This is a genomic window from Bacillus sp. AR4-2 (genome assembly GCF_008274865.1).
Lineage (GTDB): Bacteria > Bacillota > Bacilli > Bacillales > Bacillaceae_G > Bacillus_A > Bacillus_A cereus.
The window spans coordinates 155,001-175,152 of the sequence record NZ_CP031062.1 but is presented as its reverse complement, the minus strand read 5'-3'; the positions used below and the strand labels follow the sequence as shown (position 1 = coordinate 175,152).

Genomic DNA, 20,152 nt, shown 5'->3' with positions numbered 1-20,152 from the left:
CCAAAAATAATATCATCTCTTTTCCTATGAAATCTATATAATTCGTAATATTTATCTTTAAATTTATTTCCTATATAACAACATGTTTGAGAAAAAGTTTAAATATGATGTAAATAATAACAACTCATTTCAGGAGGTCAGGATGAAAGCGATTATTTGCACAAAGTATGGACCACCTAATGTTCTCCAGCTTCAAAATGTAGAAAAGCCTAAACCTAAAAAAAATGAAGTATTAGTTAAAATTCACGCAACAAGTGTATCAACTGGAGATTGTAGAATACGTGGCTTTAATAGCCCCCTCTTATTTTGGATTCCTATGCGGATCATATTAGGTTTCAGAAAACCGAGAAAACCTATACTTGGCGTAGAATTATCCGGTGAAATCGAAGACATTGGAACAGATGTAACACAATTTAAAAAAGGAGATCCAGTTTTTGCATTAACAGAACTAAACCTTGGTGGTTATGCGGAATACATATGCGTGCATGAAAGTGGATTAATAGCATTAAAACCTACCAATGTGACATATGAAGAAGCTGCCGTTATTCCTTTTGGCGGAACTTCAGCATTGCACTTCCTTAGAAAAGGACAGATAAAAAAAGGGCAACGAGTACTTATATACGGCGCCTCTGGGTCAGTAGGGACAGCTGCCGTACAACTTGCGAAATACTTCGGGGCGACTGTCACAGCCATTTGTAGTAGTTCGAATTTCGATTTAGTAATAGCTTTAGGGGCAGACAACGTAATTGATTATATGAAAGAAGATTTTACTAAGCGGGGCGAGCACTATGATATTATATTTGATGCAGTTGGAAAATATAAAAAGTCTCTTTGTACAGATGCATTAATGCCTAATGGAAAATATGTATCTGTGAACGGAATGATGGCAAAGGTCAGTAAAGAAGATATGAACCTACTAAAACAACTAGCTGAAACAGAAAAGCTAAAGCCTGTTATTGATAGAACTTACCGATTAGAAGAAATTGCTGAAGCTCATATATATGTAGAAAAAGGACATAAAAAGGGGAACGTTTCGATTACCTTAAAATAAAATATATTCTGAAAATATCATTGACAATTCTTTTTGTACGATTTACTATTAGTACCATATTCAAAACTACATACACATACTCTTATCAAGAGTGGCGGAGGGACTGGCCCGATGATGCCCGGCAACCGAGCTTATGACGTATAAGCTAAGGTGCTAATTCCTGCAAAACGAGTTTTCGTTTTGAAAGATAAGAGAGGAATCTATTTCGTCTATTCGGCACCTCTCTTATTTTGGGAGGTGCTTTTTATTTTGGAACGTATATGAAGGGGGATTTATAGATGAAAAAGGTATTATTAAGCATTGTAAGCGGAGCAGTATTATTATTAGGCGCATGTAGCGTGAGTTCAAATAAAGAGGTAAAAGCATTAGACGAGAAAAAGATTACTGTCGGTGTAACAGGTGGACCACATGAACAAATTTTTGAAAAGGTAAAAGAAGTTGCAGCAAAAGATGGTCTCGAAATTGATATAAAAGTATTTAATGATTATGTAGCGCCAAACGTATCATTAGATGAAAAAAGCCTTGATGTAAATAGTTACCAAACGAAATCGTATTTAGATGTATTTAAAGCTGAACGCAATATGAAATTAGCTGAAGTATTTTCAACAGTAACATTCCCTATGGGCGTATATTCTAAAGATATAAAAGATGTAAAAGACTTGAAAGAGGGCGATGCAATTGCTGTACCAAATGACCCAACGAATGAACTTCGAGCTTTAAAATTATTTGAAAAAGCAGGGGTTTTAAAAGTTGATCCAAAGGCTACAGAAAAAGCGACTGCAAAAGATGTAATTGAAAATCCAAAAAAATTAAAGATTGTCGAATTAGAGGCATCTCAATTACCAACGCAACTAAGTGAAGTGAAAGCAGCTGCAATTAACACAAACTTTGCATTAGGTGCAAAATTAAGTCCAGCGAAAGATTCTATTTTCCGCGAAGGAAAAGATTCACCCTATGTGAACTGGGTTGTTGTTCGTACTGAAAATAAAGATGATGCCGTTGTAAATAAATTAAAGAAAGCTTATCAATCTAAAGAAGTAAAAGAGTTTATCGAGAAAAAATTTGATGGTTCAGTTTTACCATCTTGGTAGGAGCTGACGATAATGATTGAATTAAAAAACATATCCAAAGTATTTACAACAAAAAAAGGGAATGTTGAGGCTCTTAAGTCTACTTCCCTTAAAGTAGAAAAAGGCGAGGTATTTGGAATCATTGGGTATAGTGGCGCTGGTAAAAGTACATTGATTCGATGTGTAAATTTATTAGAAAAACCAACGACAGGAAATATCATTGTAAACGAACAAGACTTAACAACGTTATCGACAAAAGAACTAGCAAAAGCGAGACAAAGAATCGGAATGATCTTTCAAGGATTCAATTTACTTAAAACTGTTACCGTTTATGAAAATATCGCATTACCGTTACGGCTTGCTGGCATTCCAAAAGCAGAAATTGAAAAAAGAGTAGAAAAGTATTTACGCATTGTCGATCTTTTTAATCGAAAAGATGCGTATCCAAGCGAACTTTCTGGTGGTCAAAAACAGCGTGTTGCAATTGCTCGTGCGCTATCACATGAACCTGAAGTGTTATTAAGTGATGAAGCAACGAGCGCATTAGATCCCGAAACAACCGATTCTATCCTTGATTTGCTATTAAAGATTAACGAAGAAATCGGAATTACGATTTTACTCATTACACATGAAATGAATGTCATCCAGCGTATATGTGACCGCGTTGCTGTTATGGAACATGGATCTGTAGTCGAAAGTGGGACTGTAAAAGATATTTTCACAAACCCACAACATGTAACAACGAAGAAATTTGTAAATAGCGCATTTGCAGCGAAAATTCCAGAAGAGGTACAGAAAGAACTACAAAGTACTGGAGAAATTGTAACACTTTCATTTATTGGCACTACTTCAGGGGAACCTGCCTTAGCCGTTGCCACAAAACGTTTCCAAGTGTATCCGAATATTTTATCCGGTAATATTACGCAGTTAAAACATGAAGCATATGGGAAACTAGTCGTTCATATGCAAGGGGAACAAAATGAAATCCACCGTGCTTTATCATTTTTACAAGAGCAAGGAATCATCGTAGAAGGAGGTAGAACAGACTATGGGAAACAAGTCCTTTTTGGATGAATGGGGTAAAGTCATATGGGAAGCTACGATCCAAACCTTTCAAATGACATCTATTTCATTACTCATCTCGATCCTTATTGCACTGCCACTTGGTGTTACACTTGTTTTAACGAGACCTGGTGGGCAGCGTGAAAATAAAATCATCTATCCTATTCTTAATACAATTATTAATATCATTCGCTCTCTTCCATTTATCATTCTATTATTCTTTATTTTACCTTTTACAAAGTTTCTAATGGGAACGTCCATTGGCGTGCAAGGTGTTATCGTACCGCTTGTCGTCTTCACAGCCCCTTATATCGCACGTTTAATGGAGACAGCTTTACTAGAAGTCGATCGCGGTGTCATTGAAGCCTACCAAGCGATGGGCGTTTCTACTATAAAAATCATTTGGCACGTCATGGTTAAAGAAGCTCGTCCCTCCCTTGTACTTGGATTAACAATCGCAACAATTGGCTTAATTGGCGCAACAGCAATGGCTGGCCTTGTAGGTGCTGGCGGGCTAGGGGATTTAGCATACCGGTTCGGACATTTACGCTACGAGCCTGAAGTAATGTATGCAACCGTCTTTATTTTAATTATCCTCGTTCAAGGATTACAGTCTTTAGGGAATGGTGTTGCACGAAGATTGAAGAAAGATTAAAAAAAGAAGGCATCTCACCAAGGTGAGATGCCTTCTTTTTTATCTTTTAAATCCACCTTCTGAATGAATAACTTGCCCAGTAATCCACTCGGCCTCTTCACTTACTAAAAATTTAATGAGTCTAGCTGCATCCCTTGGCTCACCAATTCTGCCAAAAGGAAACAGCGGCTTTAACCCTTGTTTTATCTCTTCAGTCATCCATCCTGTATCGGTTGGTCCTGGATTAATTGCATTCACTGTTATTCCTAAATGAGCTACCTCTGCTGACAACGTACTAGTAAGAGCATCAATAGCTCCCTTCGTTGTCGCATAAGCTAGTTCTCCTGCCATAGGACCTTGAAATTGCCCCGAAGTAATATTAACAATTCTACCACCATATTTCTTATCAAATCCCCGGGAAAATTGACTACTGAGCAATGTAGTCGCACGAACATTTACCATATAATGCTTATCTAATTCTTCAGCAGTCAACGTAGAGAAATCATTATTCGTAGAATATGCTGCATTATTAATTAATATATGAGGGTACCCTAATTGTTCAGTAACTTTATTTATAAGATCTTTCGGTGCATCATTCTGAGTTAAATCTAACTCCATACTTGAGACTTTAACACCGTTTTTTAGTAACTCTTCTTTTAATTGTATTTGTTCATTTTTATCAACGCCCCAAGGCATCTCTTTATCGTAAGCTGTCCAATACGTAAAAAATATATCGTATCCTGATTCAGCTAATTCTTTACAAACCGCTGCGCCTATACCATCTAGACGACTTACCCCTGTAATAACTGCTACTTTATTTTTCAATTGGTTCATCATATACTCCTCCAAGTTTAAAGGACGCATATTTTATATAAGAGATATAAACTTTCCCACAAAAAAGACAGATACATAAAATAGGCACCTATCCTTATAAAAGGGATGTACAATCCAAATATGCATTCCTTGAATGATTTACAGATAACTAAATAAACCCTCGCTTATGAGAGCAAAATTCATCTATCTAGTTTCTAATCATTACAAGTTCATCCACATATCTAGTCTTTGCCTCCTTTTGATATATCTCTATTATTAGTCTATCAAAAAAGATGAAATGTTACAAAAAATAAAACAATTACTCAAAACATATATTCGTTCACATTTCCTCCATTGTGAATTTATTCACAATGGATATATAATAAACATGTAAATACAATATTGGAGGGATTTCAATGGTTATCAATTTTTTAAGAACTGATAAACGTGCTACTTTCATATTATTACTTTTACGGCTTTACATAGGATATACATGGCTCGCTGCTGGGATAGGCAAAGTCTTCGGACAATCTTTTGACGCAAGCGGTTTTCTAAAGGGTGCTATTGCTCAAGCATCAGGTGACCATCCTGCAGTACAAAGTTGGTGGGCAGATTTTCTTCAACATTTTGTCCTTCCAAACGCAGACCTATTTAGCTTTTTAGTTCAATGGGGAGAAATTTTAGTAGGTCTAGGTTTGATTTTAGGCGGATTAACAAAAACAGCTGCATTTTTCGGAATCATAATGAATCTTTCATTTTTATTAAGTGGAACCGTTAGTGTAAACCCAAACCTGCTTATTTTGACTATGTTCATTTTAGTTGCAGGGCAGAACGCTGGACGTATTGGATTAGATGGCTATGTTTTCCCTAAACTTTTCCGTAAAAACAACCACAGAACATATAAATTAAGTAAAACTGCGTAGTAACAGTTTACTTTTAAAATATAAATAAGAAAAAGAGCCTGAATATAGGCTCTTTTTCTTATTTATCCTAATTTAAACTTTTAACGAACCACGAAAACCTCTGGCAGCATAGTAAGAGTCTGCTCCATTGTGGTACACGAAAACATGTCCAAAGCGATAATCGCAAAATAGAGCACCACCAAGCTCTCTAATATCTGAAGGTGTTTGTACCCAACTCGATGATTTCATATCAAAATCTCCAAGTTGTTGTAACTCTCGATATTGTTCTTCCGTTAATAACTCAATGCCCATAGCATTGGCAACATCAATAACGTTATTTTCTGGTTTATGTTTTTTTCTTGATTCTAACGCTTCAAGATCATAACAAAGACTTCTGCGGCCTTTAGGACTCTCCTTTGAACAATCATAGAAAGTATATTCGTCCTTTTCTTCATCATAACCAACAACATCCGGCTCACCACCAGTTACTTCCATTTCGTTAAGTGACCACATTTTTTCATTATTAGTAGTCAGCTTCGCTTCAACTTTAGCCCATTCAAGACCTTCATGGCGGTTCATGTTTTTCTCAAAACGAGCTTGCAATACTTTCAATAACTCTTCACGTTTTTCTACTAGTAAGTCATTTTTATTTCCTGTCATATTAGTCCTCCCTGATGTATGTACTGATAGTAGTTTAAGTATATATTTTATAATAAATCATCTCAATATGAAGACCGTTTCAACCTTATGTCTTGTACAAACATCCATTACAAAGTCCTAAAGCCCTCCATACTCTCCTCAAGAATATAGTGCGAAAACCACATCAAGTTCTGCTTCATAATAGCCACATGAACTCCTGGTTGGTCAGAACTATATGCCATTCCTTTAAATATAATTAATTCTGTATCAACTTCCATATCCATTAATCCTTGATATAGATCATATGCATTTGTAATTGGAATTCTTGCATCCTTTTCCCCATGTTGAATTAAGGTAGGCGTACAAGCTGATTTAATATACGTCATAGGTGATGTCTTCGTATATATCTCTGGATCATTCCATGGAGTATTTCCTAAATACATTCTAATAAAGTAAGGTATATCTGTATTTACATAATGGGTACTCCAGTTAGTGATTCCACCGCCAACTGAAATAGCTTTAAACCGACTACTAAACGTAGAACAGAAAGCTGATACATATCCACCGTTGCTCCATCCCATAACTCCTACTCTATCCTTGTCTACCATCCCTTTTTCTACTAGTTCATCCACTCCAGATATAACATCATCGTAGTCAGCAATCCCCTGTTTTCTATAGTTAGCTTTTAAAAATTCATTACCATAACCTGAACTTCCTCTGTAATTTGGCTCTAAAACGATAAAGCCTTTTTCAACAAACTGTTCAATCGGATATTTCTCATTGAAGCAGTCTGAAAATATCGGAAAAGATGCCCAAGCCGGACCGCCGTGAATTACTACTAATAAAGGATATTTTTTATTAGTGTCAAACTCTACTGGCGTTGATAAAACACCTTCTATTTCAAGACCATCGCTACTTTTCCATGAGATGATTTCCCTGTTACTTCTAAGTTTCCCTTTGAAAAAGCTATTTTCATCCGTTATTTTTTTATCGTCTAAATAGATTTCAAAGGTTTCATTTGTTATTGCCTTATTGTAGGATATATGTTTGCCATCCTTTGTTATAGAAGCATCCATTATAAAGCCATCTACTTTTTCGCTTAATATTTCCACAGTGCCATCTTCGGCTAGCAAACCAATAAGATAATTCGTTTTATTCTGCCACCTAATTAAAACCCCTTTAGCTGTCCACTGTAATGGCATAACCGTACTATCAAAATTTGTTACAGGTTGAATTACCTTTCCGGTATTTATATCATATATCTCTAACGTACTATCTTGTATATGGTTTCTATAGTAATCCTTCTCTCTTATGCTTGCTGTGTAACATATTTCACTGCCATCAGGAGAAAAGCAAACACTCCCTCCCAACAACTTATCCACATTCAGCTTTTGTAGCTCTCCAGCTTTAATATGGAGTATGTATAGATCTCCATTTATATAATCTGCCATATTTGAGCTTGGTGTCGCCATAAATACAACCTTTTTACCATCATTTGAAATATCAAATTCATGGATATGAAAATCCTTACCATCCGTTAATTGATAAACGACTCTGTTCTCGTGTTCATCTGTATCACTTTGTATCACCTTCTCTATTTCAATGTAATATAAACAATTATTCTGGTGTTCCTTACCTATATGTTGAAAATCTCCATATAGGTCCTTACGTTTCTTTATCTCCTCACATTCTTTTGACTGCGTAACATAATAAAGACCCTTGCCAGTAGGACCCCATTTGAATGTACTGACTCCTTCTTTCTCATCGGTAATTTGAACCTCTCTATAACCATCTAGTGACTTAACAAATATCTGATTTTTCCCATCACCAACTGGACTAAGATATGCGATACACCTAGCATCTGGAGACCATAATGGGTGTATACTATCTATATCACTATTTGATAATGGGTAACTCCGCTTCTTATCTTTTTCATATATCCATACATGATTCCTATATGTATTGTCTTTCCAATCAGCCGTCTTCTTAACAAATGCTACGTTTTTACCATCATCACTTATGTTTGTACTTGATACGGTTGGTAATGAAATAACCTCTTCTATACTTAAATATGTTTTTTCATTCACTTTCATCAATATACCCCCTCGAAATGTCCATAAATCTCTCGTCTCTTTTTGTCGTAATAAAGGAAATTGTTCACGAATACTTAAAATGATAACGGAAAATTCAGATAAATAAAAGTGAAGTCGATAAAGTAAAACTTTAATTTATGGAGTTCTATCCACTTACCAATTCTAGATGTTCTTTTTCGACACAAAAACACCCCTTTTAGATACAAATTTGTAAATTTATTTTAAAGCTATAACTATATGTTGGTTTGGAATAAAATTTGATAGAAATGAAGTCACAAATCTTTATTTAACAACAAAAAAATTCATTTTGAAAAAACGATTGATCAAAATAGAATTACTCTTTTTAACTAAGTATGAGATTTTTATAAAAAAATTTTAATCAAAACTCACTTAGAATCTTTACTTGAAGGAATAAAGCTTCGCATCTTTTTTGTGAACATCGTTAAACTAAGATAAATTTTGACCGTATCTGTAATTAATTGTAAAATATTATACGTAGAAAGGTATTATAAAATAAATATAGAAGGGGTATGTTTTTTAGTTTTAAAGGGGCTAAAGCACATCTATTTTATGTTTTCAAAGGGAGAATTGAAAAATCATATGAAGAATTTCAAAAAGAGTACAGGTAAAATTTTACTAGCATCCGGATTAGTAGTTTCTATGTCAGCTTGTAGTGTAACAAATTTATTTGGAGAAAAAGAAAAAACAAATGCTGAATCTGGTAAACAAGAAAGTAAAGAAACTAAGACAGAAGGAACAAATTCAACTAAGTCAGAAGGTAAATCATCTGAAACAAAGGAAAAATCAACTAACTCAAAAGAAGAAAGTAAAGATGTTAAGATGATTATGGTTTTACCTGAGGATTACCCACAACTTATGGTAGACATTGAAGAAGACTTATTAAGACGTCTAGATTACTATGATGCCTCTGTGAGGGATAATAAAAAGGGAAGTAAGTCAAATGAAGAGGTACGAGATAGTATTAAAGACTTAGATAAAGTATTTAATAAAATAGAGCGTATAGATGCACCAGGAAAATACAAGGAAGATCATAAGGAAATTGTAAAAGCTGTTCAAAAGTTAAAAGAATCTTTCAAAGAAGTATCGAAGTTATTTGATTACTCTAAAACACTTAAAGATACGGATGATGCAATCATAGATAAAGCAAACAATAAATTAGATGAAGCAAAACGCATTTGGAAACCTGTATTTAATAAGTTAAAAGCGGAAGCTAAGGGTGGTTCAACAACTACTTCTACAACAAGTGGTACTAGTTCTTCTAACTCACCGAGTTTATCTAGTGGTAATACAGTTAAAACATACAGTACCCAAGATAAAACTGGTATATTCAAAGGAAAAATTGATACACCAGACGAGGATTCCGCTAAGTTTAAGAATGTACAGAACAACTATAAAGACGGTACAGAGCTTGTAGGTAATTGGGGTATTGATTACGGAGACGGAGTCAAAACTACGTTAGTCCTAAAAGCAGATAAGACATTTGAAACATATGCAAATGGTTCTTATCCAAATAAAGATAATTACTTAACAGGAACATACCAAGCAGACGTTTCTTCCCATCAGTTAACGCTAATGGTGGAAAAAGGAACTCAAAATGGTCAAGAAGTGAAATTAGAAAGACCTATTTATTCATCATATGAGGTTAAAAATTTAGATGGTAAAGCGTTACAGATTTTCCACATAGACGAACAAGTAACAATTTGTTATGTAAAACAATAAATAACTAAAAAAACTCTGTAAAATGATTTTTACAGAGTTTTTTCTTAGTTTTAATTTATTTCAAACGTATAACTATACTTATTAACCTACCAATCTCCTACTCAACAGTAACAGACTTAGCTAAGTTACGTGGCTTATCAACGTCACACTCGCGGTGAAGTGCTGCGTAGTATGAGATAAGTTGTAATGGAATAACTGCTACTAGCGGTGCTAGCGCTTCGTGTACAGCTGGTAATACGAAGCTGTCACCTTCCATTTCTAAGCCTTTCATTGAAATGATACATGGGTTAGCCCCGCGTGCTACTACTTCTTTCACGTTACCACGAATTCCAAGGTTTACGTGCTCTTGTGTAGCAAGTGCGATAACTGGTGTACCATTTTCGATTAAAGCGATTGTACCGTGTTTTAACTCTCCTCCAGCGAATCCTTCTGCTTGGATGTAAGAGATTTCTTTTAGTTTTAACGCACCTTCTAATCCTACGTAGAAGTCTACGCTACGTCCGATGAAGAAACAGTTACGCGTTGTCGCTAAAAATTGTTTTGCTAATGCGTCCATTTCTTCTTTTTGATCACAAAGTTCTATCATTGCATTTGCTACAAGTCCTAGTTCGTGTGTTAAATCGAAATCAAGAACTTCACCTTTTGCTTTAGCAATATCAGCCGCTAAAATTGAAAGTACTGCAAGCTGTGCTGTGTAAGCTTTCGTTGATGCAACTGCAATTTCTGGTCCAGCGTATAACGGAAGTGTATAATCAGCTTCACGAGAAAGCGTAGAACCAGGCACGTTTGTAATTGTTAATGCTTTATGGCCCATTTCATTTGTTTGCACAAGTACTGCACGGCTATCAGCTGTTTCACCACTTTGTGAAATGTAAATGAAGAATGGTCTTTCTGTTAATAATGGCATGTTGTAAGAGAATTCACTTGCCACGTGTACTTCAACTGGCATTTTTGCAAACTTCTCGATAAATTGTTTTCCAACAAGACCTGCATGATAACTCGTTCCACATGCAATGATGTAAATACGATCGCTATCTAAAATCGCATTGCGGATGTCTTGATTTAATTCAATTTCGCCATTTTCATCTTGATACTTTTGAATTATATTACGGATTACAAGTGGTTGCTCATCGATTTCTTTAAGCATGAAATGAGGATATGTTCCCTTTTCAATATCACTTGCGTCTAATTCCGCTGTAAACGGTGCACGTTCAATCGTTTCACCTTGTAAGTTTTTAATTGTAATACTTTCTTTCGTTACGATTACGATTTCTTTATCCATTAGCTCAATAAATTGATCTGTAACTTGTAACATCGCCATAGCGTCGCTTGCCACAACATTAAAGTTGTCACCAACACCTACTAATAGCGGGCTTTTGTTTTTAGCAACATAAATCATGTTTGGATTTTCAGCATCAAGTAATCCGATTGCATAAGAGCCATGTAAAAGAGATAGCGTATTACGGAACGCTTCTTCTACACTTAATCCTGTGCTCACTTGTTGTTCCATAAGCTGTACGATAACCTCTGTATCTGTTTCACTTACGAACGTTACATCTTGTAAATATTCCTTTTTCACTAATTCATAGTTTTCAATTACACCGTTATGAACTAATGTAAAGCGTTTTGATGTACTTTGATGCGGATGCGCGTTTACCTTACTTGGAACACCGTGTGTAGCCCAGCGTGTGTGTCCGATACCCACGCTTGCTGCTACGTTCTCATCTACGATTTCACGAAGTTTTGCGATACGGCCTTTTTCTTTGTATACAACAACACCGTTCTCTGCTTGTACTGCAATACCTGCTGAATCATATCCACGATATTCTAGCTTTTCTAAACCTTTTAATAAAATTTCCTTTGCATCTTGCTCTCCAATAAATCCTACGATTCCACACATGTTTAGTCGCCGTTACAAATGCTTACACTGCTCTGCGAACATGTAACGACATAGTCCGATACCATTTTTATTTATACTAAAAAACGGATTACATATTGCTAGCCCTGTAAGCTTGTAACGGCTTTCACCTTCCTCTCGATTGGGTTTAAGTCCGTATATACTTATACAGCTAGTTTTCATCCGTTCCTCTTCTCTCATCACACTTTCACCTTTGTCCACTAAGTCACCTTAATGATTTAAGTAAAAGTTTGCGGTTGTGATGAACAACCGGGAGTCATCCGCCGAAATCTCGATAAACCCCACCTCGTCAACTACACTATTTGTAGTTCTGGCGCTTTTATAATTTACAATATTTCCTTTGAGAAAAAGAACAAGACCATCTTATAACAAACATGGATAAACCGTCAATGAAATTTTTTTCATCGTCTATAAAACATATGAAAAAGGAGCACTTTTTGTGCTCCTTTTTCATATAAATTCAGCTAATTATTCAGCGCCAACTTCGGCTTTCACAACTTCTACAATGCGATGTACATATGCATCACAAACTTCTTGTGTTGGTGCTTCTGCCATTACACGAATAAGTGGCTCTGTTCCAGATGGACGAACAAGAATACGGCCATCACCGTTCATTTCTTCCTCTACAACACGAATAATTTCTTTAATTTTTTCATTTTCTAATGCTAATTTTTTATCTGTTACACGAACGTTTACTAACAATTGTGGGAATTTCGTCATTTCTCCTGCAAGCTCAGATAATGGCTTTTTCGTCATTTTCATGATGTTTACAAGTTGAAGTGCACTTAACATTCCATCACCAGTTGTAATGTAATCAAGTAAGATAATGTGGCCTGATTGTTCTCCACCTAGGTTGTAACCTCCACGCTTCATTTCTTCCATTACGTAGCGGTCACCAACTGCTGTTTTATCACTTGTAATATTATTTGCTTCAAGTGCCTTGTAGAAACCTAAGTTACTCATAACAGTTGAAACAACTGTATTATGTTTTAATTGACCAGTTTCTTTCATATATTTCGCACAAATGAACATAATTTGATCACCGTCAACGATGTTTCCTTTTTCGTCTACAGCAATTAAACGGTCGCCATCGCCATCAAAAGCAAGTCCGATATCCGCACCTTTTTCTTTTACCAATTCAGCTAAGCCTTCTGGATGTGTAGATCCTACACCCTCATTAATATTCATACCGTTTGGAGAAGTTCCCATTGTTGAAATATCAGCTTCTAGGTCTGCAAATAAGTATGGAGCTAGAGAAGAAGTTGCACCATGTGCACAATCTAAAGCGATATGTAGGCCAGAGAAATCTTCTTCAACAGTTTGTTTAATGTACTGTAAATATTTTTGTCCACCTTCAAAGTAATCGCTCACTTGTCCAAGATTAGTACCTGTCGGACGTGGTAGTTCATCAACTTCTTTGTCTAATAAAGCTTCAATCTCAGCTTCTTGCTCATCTGTTAATTTAAAGCCGTCTGAACCAAAGAATTTAATACCGTTATCTTGTACTGGATTATGAGATGCAGAAATCATAACACCCGCTTGTGCATCTAGTGCTTTTGTTAAATAAGCAACGCCCGGTGTAGAAATAACGCCAAGGCGCATTACTTCTGCTCCAGTTGATAATAGGCCTGCTACTAAAGCTCCTTCTAACATATGACCAGATACACGTGTATCACGACCGATAATTACTTTTGGACGATCTGTATCTTTTGTTAATACATAACCACCAAAACGTCCAATTTTGAAAGCTAATTCAGGTGTTAACTCCTTATTTGCAACTCCGCGTACTCCATCTGTACCAAAATATTTACCCATTATGATTCGCTCCTTTTTCTTGCTCTTTTTGATTATCTACTGTTGGTTCTTGACTCGTTTCTTTATCTTTATCTTGATTTTGATTTTGGTTTTGATTCTTTTCCTGTTCTTTTTCTGAATCAGGTTCAGGATTTTTTGGTTTCTCATTTTGATTTTCTTGATCCGTATTTGAATCCGGTTGTTGACCGTTACCCTGTACTTCTTTATCTGGTTTTTCTTTCTTCACAATAGTAACTTTAGCACTTTTTTGTTTTGGCTCTATTGAAATATTACCAGGACCGCTCACTTGAATGGAAATATCTTTCGTCCCTGAGGATACATTTTGCAGATTAATTACCGCTGTTATTTGAGCAGCTGTTATTTTATCTACTATACTTGCTTCTCCTGAAATATCAACACTTATCTTTCCATCTTGCGGCGAAAGTAGCTGAGCAGTAACATCTTTAGACAGTCCATTTTTCTGGATTGGGATACCATCAATCGTTTTTGTTTTCGTTTGTTTTGTTTTTTGCACTCCCACCGAAACCTTCACTTGATTCGGTTTTGCACTTGTTACACCCTTGGGTAATAAAACAGAGGCATCGAATGTTGTAGACTCTGTCAATTGACTAAGATCTACTTCGACCCCCTCTAGAGATTGTATATTATCCAAAATATCTTTTGGACCAGCTATCGTTACTTCTCTCGGTTCAACACTGATATTTGTAACCGCCAATCCTTCTGCTAAACTCCCCTTCTTCGTATACGTTACAGGAACAGTTTTTTCAGTATTATTGGCTGTAGTTTGCGTTGCCACATTCAACGTTACACTAATCTTAGATGGACTTGTTCTTACATTTAAACGTTTTCCTTCTTTATTGTATAATGTAACTTCGGGAGTTTTTGTAACAGTTTTATTAACACCTTTTAAATCAACATACGCTTTGGCAGATGAAATGCTTTCAATTTCTTCTTTCGTCCCAACTACCTCAACAGTATCCGGTTTAAGGCTTGATTTTTCTAGAGTAGCCCCCGCTGGCATCTGATCCTCATTTGATAATTTCAGATCTACATGAACATATTTTCTCGCCTTTTCATGAAGAGTAACTTTAATTGTTGATGGCTGAACTGTTCCTTTCACATCATCTGGAAGCCCGTTCGTTTTTAAAGAAATCTCATAAGTTCCTTTTGGACTATCTCGCAAATCAACCGGTATGTCAAATTGTTTTTTTGCTTTTGCTGTAGCAACTGATGCTTTTGGGCCTTCTAATTTTACTTTAACGCCCTCTGCCGGAATACCACTTACAATATATTTTTCCTCATCATACTTAAGATTAATAGCATAATTAGTTAATGTTTCTTTCGTATCATTTGCAAAAGGTAATATACCTGATGTCGTATTTTTTTCAGTTAACGTCGCTGACATAAAAAGCATACACGCCAATAGTAATGAGATCCCTTTTAAAAACCAATGATTCTCCATTAACTTATCCATGACGCTTTCTCCTCCAATTCCATAAAGACGAAGAAGTCGTTTTTTCGTTTCCACTAAATTCAGCTAATAACATATCTTTCAGCTGTTCTGTCTTCAAATCACGATGCAACTTACCATTTTTCGTTAAAGAAATTTGACCAGTTTCTTCAGACACAACTACTGTAATACTATCAGTAACTTCACTAACTCCCATTGCAGCACGATGTCTAGTTCCTAATTCTTTAGAAATAAACGGACTTTCTGATAATGGAAGATAGCATGCTGCTGCTTTAATTGTACTTCCTTGCATAATTACCGCTCCGTCATGAAGAGGTGTATTTGGAATAAAAATATTAATAAGTAATTCCGATGATACGTTTGCATTAAGCGGAATACCCGTTTCCACATAATCACCCATACCGGTCTCTTTTGACAAAGTAATTAATGCACCAATTCTACGTTTCCCCATATATTCGGTTGCTTTTGCTATCGCTGTTGCAACCATTTCAGGTTCATCATCCTCATGCGTTCCAACACGCGAAAATAAACTCCCGCGCCCTAGCTGCTCAAGTGCTCTTCGCAATTCTGGCTGAAAGATAATAATAACGGCTAAAAATCCCCACGTTAATACTTGTTCAGTTAGCCAAGATAGCGTACGCAATTCAAGGAAAATACTGATCATCTTAACGACGATAATAACTGTAATCCCTTTTAAAAGTTGAACAGCTTTCGTCCCTCGGATTATAAGAATTAGCTTATATATAATAAACCATACAATGGCAATATCTAATGCCGTACTAAGATATTTCAAAATGGTCGTATCTTCAAAAGGCATGCTATCCCTTCCTCCTACTTACGAGCAATTCTATCCATATATTGAAATATTGTTTTATGCTCTATCTGTATGTATTTCCAACAACTAGTTAATTATACCATACATGAAACAAACGACAATTACAAACAACCCCCTTTAGCTCAAATTGGTAAGATGTCAAACATTTTTATTGTACAGTATAATATAAATCATTATTATACGCTTATTTTCAAATAAAAAAAGCAACTTCTCAGTTGCTTTTCTTACATTTATTTTAGTTTTTCACCGAATAAAGAACCCATTAAAGCAACTGCTGTTGTTGCCGTTCTATTTCTCTCATCTAAAATCGTATTTACCTCAACAAATTCAGCAGATGTGATAATATCAGCTTCTGCTAACATTTCCATCGCCAAATGACTTTCACGATAAGATAGACCGCCAATTACAGGTGTTCCAACACCTGGTGCATCATGAGGATCAAGACCATCTAAATCTAATGATAAGTGTACACCATCGGTATGAGATAAATATGCGATTGTTTCTTCCATCACAGCCGTCATCCCCATACGATCAATTTCATGCATTGAGAACACTTTAATACCTTCATTGCGAATGAAATCTTTTTCTCCTTCATCCAATGCACGCGCACCGATAATTACGACATTCTCTTTTTTCACCTTTGGATATGCTCCGTATAAATCTACAAGTGAAGAATGTCCATAACCTAAACTTGCTGCAAGTGACATACCATGAATATTTCCAGATGGTGAAGTTTCCTCTGTATTTAAATCACCGTGTGCATCATACCAAATAACGCCTAAGTTTTTATAATGTTTTGCTACACCAGCTAATGTACCGATAGCAATACTATGGTCACCACCTAATACAAGTGGAAAACGACCTTCTTCTATAATATGATCCACCTTACTTGCTAATTCATTACATACAGTTGCAACTTGTGTAAGGTTTCTTAATTTTGTATTTTCATCTATCTCTTTTTCTCTCTCTATACATATATCTCCCATATCTTTAACGTCATATCCAATTTCTTCAATTCTTTCAATTACCCCTGCATAACGGATCGCGCTCGGTCCCATATCAACTCCACGACGCATCTGTCCTAAATCCATTGGAACTCCAATAACTGAGATTTCTTTTTTCATAGATAGTATCCCCCTTTTATGCCTTCACTAAATATTTTAAATCTTTTATATAGTCTGACTCAACTCGACATTTTTCTGTATGGATATACAATTTATTCACTTATATTCACGTTGAAAACCAAATTTTAAGACCATTCTATGTATAAAGTTAACTTAATGAAACAATCGCAATCACTATTATTAAATAATAATAATAAAACACTCCTATATTTAGAAGTGTTTTTCTGATGCTATTTTCCATACTGTTGCAATATTCTTCGTTGTCATTTCAATATTTTCTTCTGCTACTTTATATGCTTCTTCTAGTGTCATCGGTCTCGTTGTAATACTAAATACCGCATCTATTCCTTTCTCGTACACAGCTGAATAATCAGATGATACAGACCCTCCAATAGCAATTACAGGCACAGAAAAACGTTTTGCACGCCCCGCAACACCCACAGGAGCCTTTCCATATGCAGTTTGTTTATCTATTCTACCTTCACCAGTTATAATAAGATTTGCATCTTCTATATGTTTATCGAAATTTGTATAATCTAATACAATTTCAATGCCCCTACGCAAGTCTCCCTTTAACACTGAAATAACAGCCGCTCCCATTCCTCCCGCTGCCCCTGCACCAGGTATTTCAGATACATCAAAAGATACATATCGTTTAAGCATATTCGCATAATGTTGTAAATTTTCATCTAGCTCTTTCATCATCTCTATATTTGCACCCTTTTGTCTCCCAAATACGAAAGATGCTCCCTGCATTCCGACTAATGGATTATCCACATCACATGCCGCTTCTATCTTTACCCCCTTTAAGCGTGGGTCCATTCGTGAAAAATCAATAGTAACAATCGAGTGTAATGTGCCTCCAGATGGATCTATTACTTCACCCTTGCCATTTATAAACCTTACTCCTAAAGCCGCTAACATACCTGCCCCGCCATCATTTGTAGCACTTCCTCCAAGTCCTAAAATTATGTACTCCACTCCTTGATTTAGCGCATGTAATATAAGTTCTCCTGTTCCTTTTGTCGTTGTAATAAGTGGGTTGCGCTTTTCAACTGGAACGTGCTGTAATCCTGATGCTGCTGCCATTTCAATAAACGCTGTCTTTTTATCTTTAGAAATGCCATAAAAAGCTTGTATACCTTCTCTAAGCGGTCCTGTCACACTAATTGATATAATTCTCCCCCCTGTAGCATCAACAAGTGATTCAACCGTCCCTTCTCCTCCATCTCCAATTGGTATTTTCACATACTCTGCATTAGGAAAAATTGCTCTAAAACCTCTTTCAATAGCTCCACATACTTCTATAGCTTTTAGGCTTTCTTTATATGAATCAGATGCAATAACAACTTTCACAATTATCTCCCCATCCCTTATTTTTACGTTTTCTTCATTTTAAACGACAAGTATAAAAGTTGTCTTTTTAAACACAAAAAAAGCTTACATCGTATGATGTAAGCTTTTTTATTTAGATGGAGCCTAGCGGGATCGAACCGCTGACCTCCTGCGTGCAAGGCAGGCGCTCTCCCAGCTGAGCTAAGGCCCCTTATTAATTAAGCGGAAGACGGGATTCGAACCCGCGACCCCAACCTTGGCAAGGTTGTATTCTACCACTGAACTACTTCCGCAAAAATGATGAGCCATGAAGGACTCGAACCTTCGACCCTCTGATTAAAAGTCAGATGCTCTACCAACTGAGCTAATGGCTCGTAAATGGCTGGGCTAGCTGGATTCGAACCAGCGCATGACGGAGTCAAAGTCCGTTGCCTTACCGCTTGGCTATAGCCCATTAATATTTACTAGTATGGTTATCTTTTCAAAAAAATAAACCCTCTCAGGTTATTTTAAAGAAAATGGTGGAGGGGGGCAGATTCGAACTGCCGAACCCGAAGGAGCGGATTTACAGTCCGCCGCGTTTAGCCACTTCGCTACCCCTCCGACATTTTAAATATATATGGTGGAGGATGACGGGATCGAACCGCCGACCCCCTGCTTGTAAGGCAGGTGCTCTCCCAGCTGAGCTAATCCTCCAAAAGTGGTGACCCGTACGGGATTCGAACCCGTGTTACCGCCGTGAAAGGGCGGTGTCTTAACCACTTGACCAACGGGCCAAAAAAGTTTTAAACCTATTCCCAAGCTTCCAACCGGGCTTGAACCGGTGACCTCTTCCTTACCATGGAAGTGCTCTACCAGCTGAGCTATGGAAGCATAATGGCTCCGCAGGTAGGACTCGAACCTACGACCGATCGGTTAACAGCCGATAGCTCTACCACTGAGCTACTGCGGAATAATATTAGCCTGGCAACGTCCTACTCTCACAGGGACAAGGTCCCAACTACCATCGGCGCTAGAGAGCTTAACTTCCGTGTTCGGTATGGGAACGGGTGTGACCTCTCTGCCATCATTACCAGACTTTTATCATTATAAACATTTCTTTCGAAATGTCAAGAAGAAATTTTAATATATATTCCTTCAAAACTAGATAACATTTGCTACATATTATATGGTTAAGTCCTCGATCTATTAGTATTCGTCAGCTCCACATGTCACCATGCTTCCACCTCGAACCTATCAACCTGATCATCTTTCAGGGATCTTACTAGCTTACGCTATGGGAAATCTCATCTTGAGGGGGGCTTCATGCTTAGATGCTTTCAGCACTTATCCCTTCCGCACATAGCTACCCAGCTATGCCCTTGGCAGAACAACTGGTACACCAGCGGTGCGTCCATCCCGGTCCTCTCGTACTAAGGACAGCTCCTCTCAAATTTCCTACGCCCACGACGGATAGGGACCGAACTGTCTCACGACGTTCTGAACCCAGCTCGCGTACCGCTTTAATGGGCGAACAGCCCAACCCTTGGGACCGACTACAGCCCCAGGATGCGATGAGCCGACATCGAGGTGCCAAACCTCCCCGTCGATGTGGACTCTTGGGGGAGATAAGCCTGTTATCCCCGGGGTAGCTTTTATCCGTTGAGCGAT

At 36.8% G+C, this 20,152-nt stretch carries 16 protein-coding genes, 9 tRNA genes, 2 rRNA genes and 1 riboswitch (1 of these 28 running past the window's edge); of the genes, 6 read left to right on the top strand and 21 right to left on the bottom strand.

Annotated features, from left to right (window positions below; translation table 11 throughout):
* The first annotated feature begins 142 nt into the window (after nucleotides 1–142).
* From DN399_RS01025 to DN399_RS01010, 4 genes are all read left to right on the top strand, one after another.
* Nucleotides 143–1,051: an NAD(P)-dependent alcohol dehydrogenase gene (locus DN399_RS01025; protein ID WP_149149280.1), complete on the top strand. Its 909-nt coding sequence runs from the start codon at nucleotides 143–145 to the stop codon at nucleotides 1,049–1,051.
* Between the two features lie 79 nt (nucleotides 1,052–1,130).
* A riboswitch (SAM riboswitch) is annotated at nucleotides 1,131–1,245 on the top strand.
* A gap of 84 nt (nucleotides 1,246–1,329) precedes the next feature.
* Nucleotides 1,330–2,142, top strand: a complete 813-nt coding sequence (locus tag DN399_RS01020; protein ID WP_000756997.1) for a MetQ/NlpA family ABC transporter substrate-binding protein — start codon at nucleotides 1,330–1,332, stop codon at nucleotides 2,140–2,142.
* A gap of 12 nt (nucleotides 2,143–2,154) precedes the next feature.
* Nucleotides 2,155–3,195 (top strand): methionine ABC transporter ATP-binding protein, encoded by a 1,041-nt coding sequence (locus DN399_RS01015; protein WP_000571317.1) that lies wholly within the window; start codon nucleotides 2,155–2,157, stop codon nucleotides 3,193–3,195.
* On the top strand, nucleotides 3,170–3,838 hold the full coding sequence (locus DN399_RS01010; protein ID WP_000527151.1) for a methionine ABC transporter permease: 669 nt from the start codon (nucleotides 3,170–3,172) through the stop codon (nucleotides 3,836–3,838). The genes DN399_RS01015 and DN399_RS01010 overlap by 26 nt, the downstream gene beginning before the upstream one ends.
* A gap of 39 nt (nucleotides 3,839–3,877) precedes the next feature.
* Here the strand turns inward: DN399_RS01010 and DN399_RS01005 are convergent, their stop codons facing one another.
* On the bottom strand, nucleotides 3,878–4,654 hold the full coding sequence (locus tag DN399_RS01005; protein ID WP_033686082.1) for an SDR family oxidoreductase: 777 nt from the start codon (nucleotides 4,652–4,654) through the stop codon (nucleotides 3,878–3,880).
* Between the two features lie 392 nt (nucleotides 4,655–5,046).
* Here DN399_RS01005 and DN399_RS01000 point away from each other — a divergent pair, with 392 nt between their 5' ends.
* Nucleotides 5,047–5,553, top strand: a complete 507-nt coding sequence (locus DN399_RS01000) for a DoxX family membrane protein (protein ID WP_000236368.1) — start codon at nucleotides 5,047–5,049, stop codon at nucleotides 5,551–5,553.
* Between the two features lie 72 nt (nucleotides 5,554–5,625).
* Here DN399_RS01000 and DN399_RS00995 read toward each other — a convergent pair whose 3' ends face one another.
* Nucleotides 5,626–6,192: a DUF4256 domain-containing protein gene (locus tag DN399_RS00995; RefSeq protein ID WP_000147394.1), complete on the bottom strand. Its 567-nt coding sequence runs from the start codon at nucleotides 6,190–6,192 to the stop codon at nucleotides 5,626–5,628.
* Nucleotides 6,193–6,299: 107 nt separating this feature from the next.
* Complete coding sequence (locus tag DN399_RS00990; protein ID WP_149149279.1) at nucleotides 6,300–8,264, bottom strand: S9 family peptidase; 1,965 nt, start codon at nucleotides 8,262–8,264, stop codon at nucleotides 6,300–6,302.
* 588 nt (nucleotides 8,265–8,852) lie between these two features.
* On the opposite strand from DN399_RS00990, the gene DN399_RS00985 reads away from it, so the two are divergent.
* A complete protein-coding gene (locus DN399_RS00985; protein ID WP_414635045.1) occupies nucleotides 8,853–10,004 on the top strand; it encodes a DUF3994 domain-containing protein in 1,152 nt (383 codons plus the stop codon).
* A 97-nt stretch (nucleotides 10,005–10,101) separates the two neighbouring features.
* Here the strand turns inward: DN399_RS00985 and glmS are convergent, their stop codons facing one another.
* The 18 genes from glmS to DN399_RS00895 all read right to left on the bottom strand — a co-directional run.
* On the bottom strand, nucleotides 10,102–11,904 hold the full coding sequence (glmS, locus tag DN399_RS00980; protein WP_000334163.1) for a glutamine--fructose-6-phosphate transaminase (isomerizing): 1,803 nt from the start codon (nucleotides 11,902–11,904) through the stop codon (nucleotides 10,102–10,104).
* A gap of 12 nt (nucleotides 11,905–11,916) precedes the next feature.
* Complete coding sequence (locus DN399_RS00975) at nucleotides 11,917–12,102, bottom strand: hypothetical protein (RefSeq protein WP_001206405.1); 186 nt, start codon at nucleotides 12,100–12,102, stop codon at nucleotides 11,917–11,919.
* 288 nt (nucleotides 12,103–12,390) lie between these two features.
* A complete protein-coding gene (gene glmM, locus DN399_RS00970) occupies nucleotides 12,391–13,737 on the bottom strand; it encodes a phosphoglucosamine mutase (RefSeq protein WP_000521476.1) in 1,347 nt (448 codons plus the stop codon).
* Entirely contained in the window at nucleotides 13,730–15,211 is a 1,482-nt protein-coding gene (locus DN399_RS00965; RefSeq protein WP_000359601.1) for a CdaR family protein, read from the bottom strand. Before DN399_RS00965 ends, glmM begins: the two co-directional genes overlap by 8 nt.
* A complete protein-coding gene (gene cdaA, locus DN399_RS00960; RefSeq protein ID WP_001115697.1) occupies nucleotides 15,204–16,025 on the bottom strand; it encodes a diadenylate cyclase CdaA in 822 nt (273 codons plus the stop codon). The genes DN399_RS00965 and cdaA overlap by 8 nt, the downstream gene beginning before the upstream one ends.
* Nucleotides 16,026–16,273: 248 nt before the next feature.
* The gene (gene rocF, locus DN399_RS00955) at nucleotides 16,274–17,167 is read right to left on the bottom strand and encodes an arginase (protein ID WP_000711563.1); all 894 of its coding nucleotides are present in this window, start codon (nucleotides 17,165–17,167) and stop codon (nucleotides 16,274–16,276) included.
* A gap of 210 nt (nucleotides 17,168–17,377) precedes the next feature.
* A complete protein-coding gene (locus DN399_RS00950; RefSeq protein ID WP_000869592.1) occupies nucleotides 17,378–18,523 on the bottom strand; it encodes a glycerate kinase in 1,146 nt (381 codons plus the stop codon).
* A gap of 117 nt (nucleotides 18,524–18,640) precedes the next feature.
* Nucleotides 18,641–18,713, bottom strand: a tRNA-Ala gene (locus DN399_RS00945).
* Between the two features lie 10 nt (nucleotides 18,714–18,723).
* Nucleotides 18,724–18,795, bottom strand: a tRNA-Gly gene (locus DN399_RS00940).
* Between the two features lie 8 nt (nucleotides 18,796–18,803).
* Nucleotides 18,804–18,876, bottom strand: a tRNA-Lys gene (locus DN399_RS00935).
* A gap of 5 nt (nucleotides 18,877–18,881) precedes the next feature.
* Nucleotides 18,882–18,956, bottom strand: a tRNA-Gln gene (locus tag DN399_RS00930).
* A gap of 65 nt (nucleotides 18,957–19,021) precedes the next feature.
* Nucleotides 19,022–19,105 (bottom strand) — tRNA-Tyr (locus DN399_RS00925).
* A gap of 17 nt (nucleotides 19,106–19,122) precedes the next feature.
* A tRNA-Val gene (locus DN399_RS00920) sits at nucleotides 19,123–19,198 on the bottom strand.
* Between the two features lie 5 nt (nucleotides 19,199–19,203).
* Nucleotides 19,204–19,278: transfer RNA gene (locus DN399_RS00915), tRNA-Glu, on the bottom strand.
* Nucleotides 19,279–19,302: 24 nt separating this feature from the next.
* Nucleotides 19,303–19,375, bottom strand: a tRNA-Thr gene (locus tag DN399_RS00910).
* Nucleotides 19,376–19,379: 4 nt separating this feature from the next.
* Nucleotides 19,380–19,454 (bottom strand) — tRNA-Asn (locus DN399_RS00905).
* Nucleotides 19,455–19,463: 9 nt separating this feature from the next.
* Nucleotides 19,464–19,579: ribosomal RNA gene (gene rrf / locus DN399_RS00900) — 5S ribosomal RNA — on the bottom strand.
* A 91-nt stretch (nucleotides 19,580–19,670) separates the two neighbouring features.
* Nucleotides 19,671–20,152, bottom strand: a 23S ribosomal RNA gene (locus DN399_RS00895); it runs 2,440 nt beyond the window's last position.

What these genes read in the sequence shown, in the direction of transcription:
- DN399_RS00990 (WP_149149279.1), bottom strand. Translation starts at nt 8,264, where the DNA reads ATGAAAGTGAATGAAAAAACATATTTAAGTATAGAAGAGGTTATTTCA.
- DN399_RS01000 (WP_000236368.1), top strand. Translation starts at nt 5,047, where the DNA reads ATGGTTATCAATTTTTTAAGAACTGATAAACGTGCTACTTTCATATTA.
- DN399_RS00975 (WP_001206405.1), bottom strand. Translation starts at nt 12,102, where the DNA reads ATGAGAGAAGAGGAACGGATGAAAACTAGCTGTATAAGTATATACGGA.
- glmS (WP_000334163.1), bottom strand. Translation starts at nt 11,904, where the DNA reads ATGTGTGGAATCGTAGGATTTATTGGAGAGCAAGATGCAAAGGAAATT.
- DN399_RS00995 (WP_000147394.1), bottom strand. Translation starts at nt 6,192, where the DNA reads ATGACAGGAAATAAAAATGACTTACTAGTAGAAAAACGTGAAGAGTTA.
- glmM (WP_000521476.1), bottom strand. Translation starts at nt 13,737, where the DNA reads ATGGGTAAATATTTTGGTACAGATGGAGTACGCGGAGTTGCAAATAAG.
- DN399_RS01010 (WP_000527151.1), top strand. Translation starts at nt 3,170, where the DNA reads ATGGGAAACAAGTCCTTTTTGGATGAATGGGGTAAAGTCATATGGGAA.
- DN399_RS00965 (WP_000359601.1), bottom strand. Translation starts at nt 15,211, where the DNA reads ATGGATAAGTTAATGGAGAATCATTGGTTTTTAAAAGGGATCTCATTA.
- DN399_RS01015 (WP_000571317.1), top strand. Translation starts at nt 2,155, where the DNA reads ATGATTGAATTAAAAAACATATCCAAAGTATTTACAACAAAAAAAGGG.
- DN399_RS01025 (WP_149149280.1), top strand. Translation starts at nt 143, where the DNA reads ATGAAAGCGATTATTTGCACAAAGTATGGACCACCTAATGTTCTCCAG.
- DN399_RS01020 (WP_000756997.1), top strand. Translation starts at nt 1,330, where the DNA reads ATGAAAAAGGTATTATTAAGCATTGTAAGCGGAGCAGTATTATTATTA.
- rocF (WP_000711563.1), bottom strand. Translation starts at nt 17,167, where the DNA reads ATGAAAAAAGAAATCTCAGTTATTGGAGTTCCAATGGATTTAGGACAG.
- DN399_RS01005 (WP_033686082.1), bottom strand. Translation starts at nt 4,654, where the DNA reads ATGATGAACCAATTGAAAAATAAAGTAGCAGTTATTACAGGGGTAAGT.
- cdaA (WP_001115697.1), bottom strand. Translation starts at nt 16,025, where the DNA reads ATGCCTTTTGAAGATACGACCATTTTGAAATATCTTAGTACGGCATTA.